Genomic DNA, 10,266 nt, shown 5'->3' with positions numbered 1-10,266 from the left:
GCCCGGCGGGACCGGTCGGCATCAGACCAGACTGTCCTCGACGGTCAGGCCGAACTCGCCCTTGCCGTACATTCCCAGGGCACGCTCGACGTCGTTGGCGACGTGGACGCTGCCCGCGTGCGCGTCCCGCCAGGCCCGCTCGATGGGGTTGCCCCGGCCGAGCGAGTTCCCTCCGGCGGTCTTGAAGAGACTGTCGATCGCCTCCACCGCCCGCTGGGTGGCACGGACCTGGTCCCTGCGGACGCGCAGCCGCAGCTCCATCGGAATGCGCTCGCCCCGGACGGCGTACTCGTACACCTCGCGCACGTTGTGGTCCGTCTGCAGCACCGCCGCGTCGATCTCCGAAGCGGCCCGGGCCACCGCGACCTGGGCGAACTGCTCCTCGGCGAACCGGCCGCCGCCCAGACTCAGCCGTACCCGGTCACGCATGGCGGTGACGTAGGCCCGGTAGCAACCGGCCGCCATGCCGACGACGGGAGCGGTGATCGCGTTGGTGAAGACGGTCGCGAACGGCATCCGGTAGAGCGGGCCGGTATTCACCTTCTGGCCGGGACCGCGCAGTTGTGCCTGCTCGTAGTTGCGCATGGCGCGGTGTTCGGGCACGAACACCCGTTCCACGATGATGTCGTTGCTGGCCGTGCCGCGCAGTCCGATGACGTCCCAGACGTCCTCGATCACGTAGTCGGTGCGGGGGACGAGGAGGGTCATGAAGTCCACCGGCCTGCCCTGCTTCTCCACCACCAGGCCCCCGACCAGTGCCCACGACGCGTGGTCGCAACCGGATGAGAAGCGCCACCGGCCGGAGAGCTCGTATCCACCCTCGACCGGAGTGAGCCGCCCCACCGGAGCGTACGACGAGGACACGAGCACGTCCGGGTCCTCCCCCCAGACCTCGTCCTGCGCGGCCTCGTCGAACAGGGCGAGTTGCCACGGGTGGACGCCGAGCACGGAAACCACCCAGCCTGTGGATCCGCAGACCCCGGAGATCTCCCGGATGACCTCGAAGAACTTCACGGGGTCGCTCTCGGCGCCGCCGTATCTCCTGGGCTGCAGCATCCGGAAGATCCCCGTCTGGATGAGCTCCCGTATCGTCTCCTCGGGCACCCGCCGGTTCACGTCGGTTGCGCCCGCCCGCTCCCCGATCTTCGGCAGCAGTGCGCGAACCGCGTCCAGGACCTCGTCGCCCGCGGGAGACGTGGGAGAGTCGCGTTCGCCCGGCCCGTGCCGTTCACGCCGGTGCGCCGTACCGGTTCTCATCTCCCCGCCGCGAGGGCGACCGCGATCTCGATGAGCTGGTCTTCCTGGCCGCCGACGAGCTTACGGCGCCCGGCCTCGATGAGGATCTCGGCGCCCGACACACCGTACTTCCTCGCCTGGCGGTCGGCGTGCTTCAGAAAGCTGGAGTAGACACCGGCGTAACCCATGGTGAGCGACAGCCGGTCGAGCAGGCACTCACCGTCCATGACCGGGCGGACGACGTCCTCGGCGGCATCGATGATCTTCAGGGTGTCGATGCCGGTGCGGATGCCGAGCTTCTCGGTGACCGCGGCGAGCCCCTCGACGGGCGTGTTGCCGGCACCGGCGCCGAACCTTCGCGTCGAGCCGTCGATCTGGAGGGCTCCCGCGCGCACGGCGATGACCGAATTGGCCACGCCGAGGCCGAGGTTCTCATGGCCGTGGAAACCGACCTGGGCGTCGGATCCGAGCTCGGCCACGAGCGCGGCGATCCGGTCGCCGGTCTCCTCCATGATCAGCGCGCCGGCCGAGTCGACCACGTACACGCACTGGCATCCCGCGTCGGCCATGATCCGCCCCTGCCGGGCGAGGACCTCGGGCGGCCGGCTGTGCGCCATCATCAGGAACCCGACGGTCTCCAGGCCGAGCTTCCTGGCGAGGCCGAAGTGCTGGACGGAGATGTCCGCCTCGGTGCAGTGGGTGGCGATTCGGCAGATGCTCGCGCCGTTGTCGGCGGACTCGCGGATGTCGTCCTGGAGCCCGAGGCCGGGCAGCATCAGGAACGCGATCTTCGCCCGCTTCGCCGTCGCCACCGCGGCCTTGATCAGCTCCTGCTCCGGGGTGTGGCTGAAGCCGTAGTTGAACGACGAGCCACCGAGCCCGTCGCCGTGAGTGACCTCGATCACCGGCACGCCCGCGTCGTCCAGCGCGGCGACGATGGACCGGACGTGCTGAGGCGTGAACTGGTGCTGCTTGGCGTGCGAGCCGTCGCGCAGCGACGAGTCGGTGATCCGGATGTCGAGGTCGGAGCTGTAGGACATGGATCGATCTCCCTGTGACTAGGAGCGCTCGGCGAGAATGCGCTGCGCGAAGCCTTCGCCGACCTTGGCGGCGGCGGCGGTCATGATGTCGAGGTTCCCGGAGTACGGCGGAAGGAAGTCGCCCGCGCCCTCGACCTCGATGAACACGGCGACCCGGGCGAGCCCGCCGCTCATCGGCGTGGGGTCGTCGAACTGCGGTTCGGCGCGCAGTCGGTAGCCGGGCACATACGCTGCCACGGTGCCGACCACATCCTTGATCGAGGCCGCGATCGCGTCCTGGTCGGCATCGAGCGGGATCGAGCAGAACACCGTGTCCTGCATGAGCATCGGTGGCTCGGCCGGGTTGAGGATGATGATGGCCTTGCCCTTCCGCGCACCACCGATCATCTCGATGCCCCGCGCGGTGGTGCGGGTGAACTCGTCGATGTTGGCCCGGGTCCCGGGGCCCGCCGACGGAGAGGCCACACTGGCGACGATCTCCGCGTAGGCCACCTCGGTCACCCGGGAGACGGCGTACACGATCGGGATCGTCGCCTGCCCACCACAGGTGATCAGGCTGACGTTGGACACATCGAGGTGGGCCCCGAGGTTGACGGCGGGTACCACCGCCGGCCCGATCGCGGCCGGGGTCAGGTCCACGGCCGGGATACCGAGCGCCTGATACCTGGGGGCGTTCTCCCGGTGGACGTACGCCGAGGTCGCCTCGAAGACGATGTCGGGCCGTTCGGCCTGGGCGAGCAGCCACTCGACGCCCTCGGCCGAGCCGATCAGGCCGGCGGACTCCGCCCGCTTCAGCCCGGGGCTGTCCGAATCAATGCCGATCATCCAGCGTGGCCGGATGAAGTCGGAACGGAGCAGCTTGTACATCAGGTCGGTCCCGATGTTGCCCGAGCCGACGATCGCGGCGGTTGCCTTGGTCACTGTGTCACCCTCATTCGAATCGAGCGGTCACGGAGCCGAGCCCGGCGAACTCGGCACGGAAGACGTCGCCGGGGCGCGCGTCGATCGCCCTGGTGCAGGATCCGGGGAGGATGACGTGCCCGGCCTCGAGCTTCACTCCGAAGGAGGCCACCTTCCTGGCCAGCCAGGCCACGGCGGTGGTCGGGTTCCCCAGCACCGCGTTGGTGTTGCCCCTGGTGATCTCGGCGTCACCGGCGTAGAGCACGGCCTCGATGTCGGCGACGTCCATGCCCGCGGCCGTCAGGTCGGCCGGGCTCATCCGGGCGTCGCCCAGGATCACGCCGGCCGAGGACGCGTTGTCCGCGATGGTGTCGGCCAGGCGGATCCGCCAGTCCCTGATGCGGCTGTCGATCAGTTCGATGCTCGGCACGACGTACTCGGTGGCGGCGAGCACGTCCTCCTCGGTGCACCCCTCGCCCGGAAGGCTCGCCCCGAGCACGTACCCGATCTCCACCTCGATCCGGGGATAGCAGTACCGGTCGGCCCGGATCGGCGTGTTCTGCGACAGCACCATCGTGTCGAGCAGATGACCGTAGTCGGGCTCGTCCACGCCCATCATCCGCTGCATCACCGGGGAGGAGAGTCCCACCTTGTGGCCGTACACCCGGGCCCCGGCGGCGAGACGGCGGCGGATGTTGATGAGCTGGACCTCGTAGGCGTCCACCACGCCGATGCCCGGGTATGCGCCGGTCAGCGGTTCGATCGGCACCCGATCCCGCTCGGCCTCCCACAGCCGTTCGGCCGCGGACTCCCGTCGCGTTACCTCCAGCATTCAGTCCTCCCGAATTCGTGTCCCGCATCGCGCTCGGGCGGTGCGGGCAGTTGATGGATGGGGATGGTCAACGGTGACGCGGGGTTTCCGTGACGGCTCTCCCCCTCGGCAAAAGGGTCCCGGGCACGGACGAGCTTCACCCGTCGTAGGTGATCTTGAGATGCTCGCTGAGCGGGAACGCCTGGCAGGAAAGGATCAGCCCGTCGGCGAGGTCCTGCTCGTCGAGGACCGTGTTGCGCTCCAGCGCGACCTCGCCCTCCAGCAGCACGCAGGCGCAGGCGCTGCAGGACCCCTCACGGCACGAGTACGGCGCCTCCATGCCGGCCGCCAGCAGCACGTCAAGGAGCTTGTTGCCCTTCGGCCAGGTCAGCGTCCGCCGCTCACCGTCCAGCTCGATCTCGACCGTGCTACCGGGGCCCGACGAGTCGACCGCGACACCGGGTCCGGCGAAGGGGTCGGTGGCCAGCGACTCGAAACGCTCGACGTTGACCCGCCGCCTCGGGACACCCAGGTCGGCGAGGACCCGCACGGCGAGATCCATGAACGGGCCGGGGCCGCAGACGAACGCCTCCCGGTCGGTGTATGGCCGGGTCAGCGCGGCCAGGCCGCTCGCGCTGGGCAGGCCCTGCACCGACTCCAGCCAGTGGACGACGGTCAGCCGCTCGCCGTACTCGGCGGTCAGCGCGACCAGTTCGTCGCGGAAGATCACCGAGTTCTCGTCGCGGTTGGCGTACAGGAGGGAGACGGCGCCGACGCCTCCGCGCAGGCACGATTTGAGGATCGACATGACCGGGGTGATGCCGCTGCCGCCGGCGAGCAGCAGCAGGTCCTCGTCGAGCGAGGCGGGGACGAATGTGCCCGCCGGTCGCAGCACCTCCAGCATGTCCCCCTCGGTGACGTGATCACAGATCCAGTTCGACCCGTAGCCGCCCCGGGTGCGCTTCACCGTCACCTTGAGCTTCTCGTCGCACACCGGCGAGCTGCTCAGGGAGTAGCAGCGCGCCGCGCCCTCCGGGCGGGTGGTGGGCACCCGGATGGTGAGGAACTGGCCGGGCCGGTAGCCGAACCGGGTGTGGTCTCCGTCGGCGGGCTCCAGCACCAGTGAGTGCGCGTCGGAGGTCTCCCGGATGACCTCGACGACCCGCGCCTTCAGCGGTCCCGGCTGGGTCATGCTCCCCACTCCTCCCTGGTCGCGGAAACGGCCGGCTGGAATCGCCCTGCCGCGTGCCGGGCGGCGATGTACCCGAAGACGATCGAGGGGCCGATCGTGGCGCCGGGACCCGCGTACTCGTTGCCCATGACCGATGCGGAGGTGTTCCCGGTGGCGTACAGCCCTTCGATCACCGAGTCGTCGGGGCGCAGCACCCGGCTGTGCTCGTCGCAGACCAGCCCGCCCTTGGTGCCGAGGTCGCCGGCCTCGATGCGGAAGGCGTAGTACGGCGCCTTGTCGATCACGTCGAGGTTCGGATTCCTCAGCGTGGGGTCACCGTAGTAACGGTCGTAGGCGCTGTCGCCCCGGCCGAAGTCCTCGTCCTTGCCGGCCCTGGCGAACCGGTTGAAGCGCTCGACGGTCTCGGCCAGCGCGTCGGCGGGCATGCCGACCTTCACCGCCAGTTCGGCGAGCGTGTCGGCACGGAACGCCACGCCCTGCTCGTAGAACGCCTCCGGTATCGGCATCCCGGGAAGGATCTGCGCGAACGGGTACCGCGCCCGGGCCTTGGCGTCCATCACGAACCATACGGGTACGTGCCCGCCGGCCAGCTGGTCGTGCACGAAGTTGACGTACGGGGCGGACTCGTTGGTGAACCGCCGTCCCTGCTGCGACACGATGATCGACGGCGGGATGCACCGCTCGGACACCAGCGGGATGGTCGCCCCCGCCGGGTGCCGTACGGCCGGCATCCACCAGGCGTCGTCCATCAGGTCGAGGGCCGCGCCGAGCCGCTCTCCCGCCAGGATGCCGTCGCCGGTGTTCTCCGTGGCGCCCATGCCGAAGTCGGTTCGGCCGCCATCGGGCAGGTACTTGTCGCGCATTTCCTGGTTGTGGTCGAAACCACCGGTCGCCAGCAGCACCCCGTACCTGCCGCGGATCCGGACGGTCTTCCCGTCGCGCCGGGCGACGATGCCGGTGACGGCGCCGCTTTCGTCGGTGACGAGTTCGGTCATCGGCGTCCGCAGCCACAGCGGAATCCACGCGTCCTTCAGCGCCATCCGCAGCCGGGCGACGAGCGCGCGCCCGCCGGTGGACATGTGGCGGCGGCGGAACAGGTTCGACGAGACCCGCCAGGCGGCGACGATCGACGCCCGGCGGCCGCTCCAGGTGCGCTTGACCATGGCCAGGTCGTGGTAGTCCTTGCTGGTGACCCACAGGCCCAGCGGGCCCTTCATGCCGTTGGGGCGCTGGTACTTCTCGTCCTCGCCGAGCTTTCGGGTGTCGAACGGGATCGGCTCGATCGACCGGCCCAGCGGCCTGCCGCCTTCGAACTCGGGGTGGTAGTCGGCGTAACCCCTGGTCCAGGAGAACCGGATCCACTTGCTCCTGCCGAGCAGTTCCATCGCGGCCGGACCGTTGTCCACGAACGCGTCGAGCCGGGCCGCGGGGACCCTGCCCTCGGTCAGCAGGTCGAGGTAGCGGCGGATGGACTCGCGGCTGTCGTCGTGCCCCTCGGCCCGCAGGGTGGGATTGTTGGGGATCCAGATGCCGCCACCGGAAATCCCGGTGCTGCCGCCGAACGCCGCGCCCTTCTCGACCACCACCGCGGACAGGCCGCTGTCGTGCGCGGTCAGCGCCGCCGTCATGCCGCCGCCGCCGCTGCCCACGATGACCAGGTCGAACTCGTGGTCCCACCCGCTCACCGCTCGTCCTTCCTGGTCAGGAAGGCCAGCACGACGCTCTCCCAGGCGGCTTTCTGCTCGATCATCACCCAGTGACCGCAGTCGGGGAAGATGTGCACCTCGACGTCGGGGATGGACCGCATCGGCAGGATCGCCATGTCAACCGGGCTGACCCGGTCGTCGCGGCCCCAGGTGATCAGTGTCTTGGCCTTGATCTTGTGCAGCATCGCCCAGTACGGCGGGGCGTCCGAGGCCGCCGCGGCCGCGGCGCCGGCGGCGAACGCCGCCTTGCCGTACATCCGGCGGGCGCCGGCCAGGGTGGCCGGTTCGGTGGCCAGCGCCCAGCGCTCCTCGATCAGTTCCTCGGTGACCAGGGACCGGTCGTAGACCATGGAGTCCAGCCACTGGACGAGCCGCTCCCGGGTGGGCTCCTCGGTGAAATCCATGAGCAGCTTGATGCCCTCACCGGGGCCCGGGCTGAACAGGTTCCTGCCGACACCGCCGATGGTGACCAACCGGCGTACCCGGTCGGGGTGGGCCATCGCCACCTGGGCACCGACGATTCCGCCCATGGAGTTGCCGATCACGTCGACCTGCTGGAGCCCGAGCCCGTCGAGGAAGCGGATCACCGCTGCCTGCGCCCCCACCATGGGATGCTCGCCGGTCGAGTCGCTCACCCCGAAACCGGGGAACTCCAGGATCAGGCAGCGGAAGCGCTCCGCCAGGACCGCGAGGTTGCCTCGGAAGTTCCGCCATCCGGTGACTCCGGGCCCCGAGCCGTGCAGGAGCAGCAGCGGCGGGCCCTCGCCGGCTTCGTGGTAACGCAGTACACCCTGGTCGGTCGCAAGTTCCCGCGCCGTCGACTCGTAGGTCAGCTCGGTAAGCATTCATCCGTCCCGTTCATCGCGGAGTATCGGCTTCGGGGAAGGTAGCCCGCGAGAGCCGGAGAGCGGATCGTTCCTCCCGATGAGTGAGACCCGGCCCGCCTCCGCCCGGGATCGGCCGGGACACCGGGCCACGCCCCGCGCCCCTTCCGCTCAGCGGGATCCGGCCCCGGTGAAGTCCGCCGGAGGTCCGTAACTTCGTCGCCCGAAGCCGCCAACGGGGCGGCGTCCGACGTCACCTGAGGTGAAACGCATGACAGCCGAGACCGCCCGGCCCTCAATCACTCCGGATCCCGTCGGCGTGGCTCCGCCCGACCCCGCGGAAATGCGGCAGGCGATGGGCATGTTCGCGAGCGGCGTGACGGTCATCACCGGCATCGACGGCGGAGAGCCGGTGGGATTCGCGTGCCAGGCGTTCGCGTCGGTGTCCCTCGAACCGCCGCTGATCCTTTTCTGCGCCGACCACAACAGCCGCACCTGGCCGAGGATCAGGAAGTCCGGGAGGTTCAGCGTGAACGTGCTGGGCGAAGAGCAGTCCGACCTATGCAGCCGATTCGGCTCCAGCAAGGGCAGGAAGTACGACGGGCTCGGCTGGGAGCTGTCTCGGTGGGGCACTCCGGCGCTGCGCGATGTGCTTCTGCGTGTCCACGCCGAGGTCGTCGACGTGCACATCGCCGGGGATCACGACGTGGTGATCGGTCGGGTACTGGAGGTGGAGCGGAACGCCGGGCGGCGTCCCATGGTGTTCTTCCGCGGGCGGTTCGGCATCGACCATGAGACGGACGCCGAACAAGCGCTGTTCGCCCCCGGTCTGTGGGGCTGGGCGGATCAACGGGACCGGGATCGGGCTTGAGAACGACGACGGGCCGTGCGGATCACAGCCAGCCGTCGTTCTCGCCCATGGTGAGCAATCGGTTCATGGTCTCCGGTGACCAGTTACAGTCCGGCACCCGGGCGGCTTGACGGGATCGCCCCCGCTGGCTGTCCAGGTCCGGGAAAAGGGCGAGCGAGGCCTGCCGTGCCGCGTCGACCACCAGCGGGGCGACGTTCTCCAGCGGCGTACGGGTGTCGCCGACGAGAGAGATGCTCGCCACCGGGCCCTCGTGGCCTCGGATCGCCGCGGCGGCACACGAGATGCTGGGGACGTTCTCGCCCCGTTCGAACGCCAGTCCCTGGCGCTGCCGGATACGGTTCAGCTCCTGGTGCAGGGTGCCGATGTCGCCGATGGTACGGCTGGTGAGCCGCCGCACCTTGCCTTCGACCAGTTCCTCGACCCGCTCGGGCTCCAGCCAGGCGAGGATCGCCTTGCCCAGCGCGGTGGAGTGCGCCGGGGCACGGCCGCCGACTCGGGAGGGCACGGACAGGGCGAACCGCCCGCCGACCTTGTCCAGGTAGAAGACCTCCGAGCCGTCCAGGACCGCCAGATGGACGACCATCCTGGTTCTCATCTGCAGGTCGTGCAGCAGCGGCGCGGCGGCCTCTCGGATCTCGCCGTGGCTGCCGTCGCCCCCGCCGATCCCGAGCGCCCGCTTGCCCAGGCTGTAGCCGAAGGACGAGTGCTCCAGCCAGTTCAGTCGTACGAGTTGGTCGAGGATGCGATGCGTCGTCGAGCGCGGCAGGTGAGTGCACCGCGCCACGTCCTCCAGCGTGAGGTGGGTGAAGCGGCCGTCGAACGCGTCGATGATCAGCGTCATCCGCTCGACCATCGAGGGCGGGAGCTCTCGCCGCGCGGACGCGGCGTGGCCAAGGTCAGAGAGAGCGGTCATCACATCTCCCCAAAACTGAAATGAATTCTTGTTTCGAAATGTAGCAACGGGACGAGCAACAGGGAAGAGAGGGAGAAAGATCACCAAATGATACTTTTTGTTCGGTTCGTCCTATGGGACACGGGAGCCCGCACCCCCTCTACGCCGGGAAGATTTCCGCGAGGAGCTCCGGGTTGCGAGAAGCCGCTCGCCACGCCGCGAAGCGTGGCAACGCGCCGAATCAGATTCATGCCATATGTAACATGTGGCCAATAAGTGCGTCAACGGACACAACACCGTCACACCTCCGCAACAAACCCGGGTAGGTCAGGCCTTCGCTTGACCGCCTCTCAGCAGCGTGTTTAGCTGAGGCAGACCCCGGAGCGCCCCGTCGATGACGGCCCAGCCGGGCCGCCCCCATTGGCTACGACAGAGCGAACGTCATTCAGATGGATCGTCGGCACCGGTTGGAAACCATGGCGAGGGCTGGGTTCACCGTCCCCTGAGCGAAGGCGAACAGGATCGTCGCCACCTTCGCGGCGTCCAACTCGGCGGACACCTGCCCGGCGGCCTGCGCGGCCCTGATCTGGTCGGCGTAGAACGCCATCACCTGCGTCACGGCCATCCTGGACCTGTACCTCAAGGGCAGGCCTCAGCCCGTGCCGGACAAGCCCTCAGCCGAGGTCAAGTTCTGGAATTGAGCCGCCGACGGGTGGCTGGAAGACGTTGACGCCCGACCGGCGAGATCATCGGCATTCCGGCGTTGCCAGGGCCATCTCCCCGGCTACCGTGAA

10 protein-coding genes are annotated in these 10,266 nt (G+C 69.1%); 1 reads left to right on the top strand and 9 read right to left on the bottom strand.

The annotated features are described in order from the left end of the window. Positions 1-21: 21 nt before the first annotated feature. From hsaA to ABZ260_RS09580, 7 genes are all read right to left on the bottom strand, one after another. Entirely contained in the window at positions 22-1,257 is a 1,236-nt protein-coding gene (gene hsaA / locus ABZ260_RS09610) for a 3-hydroxy-9,10-secoandrosta-1,3,5(10)-triene-9,17-dione monooxygenase oxygenase subunit (protein WP_355615030.1), read from the bottom strand. After that, entirely contained in the window at positions 1,254-2,276 is a 1,023-nt protein-coding gene (dmpG, locus tag ABZ260_RS09605) for a 4-hydroxy-2-oxovalerate aldolase (protein WP_355556866.1), read from the bottom strand. Before dmpG ends, hsaA begins: the two co-directional genes overlap by 4 nt. A gap of 18 nt (positions 2,277-2,294) precedes the next feature. Then, positions 2,295-3,197 carry an acetaldehyde dehydrogenase (acetylating) gene (locus tag ABZ260_RS09600; RefSeq protein ID WP_355615027.1) on the bottom strand — a complete coding sequence of 301 codons (903 nt, stop codon included), beginning with the start codon at positions 3,195-3,197 and terminating at the stop codon, positions 2,295-2,297. A gap of 10 nt (positions 3,198-3,207) precedes the next feature. Then, on the bottom strand, positions 3,208-4,008 hold the full coding sequence (locus ABZ260_RS09595; RefSeq protein ID WP_355615024.1) for a 2-keto-4-pentenoate hydratase: 801 nt from the start codon (positions 4,006-4,008) through the stop codon (positions 3,208-3,210). 136 nt (positions 4,009-4,144) lie between these two features. Further along, on the bottom strand, positions 4,145-5,179 hold the full coding sequence (locus ABZ260_RS09590; RefSeq protein ID WP_355615021.1) for a ferredoxin--NADP reductase: 1,035 nt from the start codon (positions 5,177-5,179) through the stop codon (positions 4,145-4,147). Beyond that, entirely contained in the window at positions 5,176-6,864 is a 1,689-nt protein-coding gene (locus tag ABZ260_RS09585; RefSeq protein WP_355615018.1) for an FAD-binding protein, read from the bottom strand. Before ABZ260_RS09585 ends, ABZ260_RS09590 begins: the two co-directional genes overlap by 4 nt. Then, complete coding sequence (locus tag ABZ260_RS09580) at positions 6,861-7,730, bottom strand: alpha/beta fold hydrolase (protein ID WP_355615015.1); 870 nt, start codon at positions 7,728-7,730, stop codon at positions 6,861-6,863. Before ABZ260_RS09580 ends, ABZ260_RS09585 begins: the two co-directional genes overlap by 4 nt. Positions 7,731-7,980: 250 nt before the next feature. On the opposite strand from ABZ260_RS09580, the gene ABZ260_RS09575 reads away from it, so the two are divergent. After that, positions 7,981-8,580, top strand: coding sequence for a flavin reductase family protein (locus ABZ260_RS09575; protein WP_355615012.1), 600 nt, complete (start codon positions 7,981-7,983; stop codon positions 8,578-8,580). A gap of 22 nt (positions 8,581-8,602) precedes the next feature. Here the strand turns inward: ABZ260_RS09575 and ABZ260_RS09570 are convergent, their stop codons facing one another. Both ABZ260_RS09570 and ABZ260_RS09565 read right to left on the bottom strand, forming a co-directional pair. Beyond that, entirely contained in the window at positions 8,603-9,493 is an 891-nt protein-coding gene (locus ABZ260_RS09570; protein ID WP_355615009.1) for an IclR family transcriptional regulator, read from the bottom strand. A gap of 424 nt (positions 9,494-9,917) precedes the next feature. Further along, positions 9,918-10,097, bottom strand: coding sequence for a hypothetical protein (locus ABZ260_RS09565; RefSeq protein WP_355615006.1), 180 nt, complete (start codon positions 10,095-10,097; stop codon positions 9,918-9,920). Between the last annotated feature and the right edge of the window lie 169 nt (positions 10,098-10,266).

The organism is Streptosporangium sp. NPDC006013 (assembly GCF_040614275.1).
GTDB lineage: Bacteria > Actinomycetota > Actinomycetes > Streptosporangiales > Streptosporangiaceae > Streptosporangium.
Note: the sequence above shows the minus strand (reverse complement) of the source record. Positions and strands in the feature narration are given on the sequence as shown.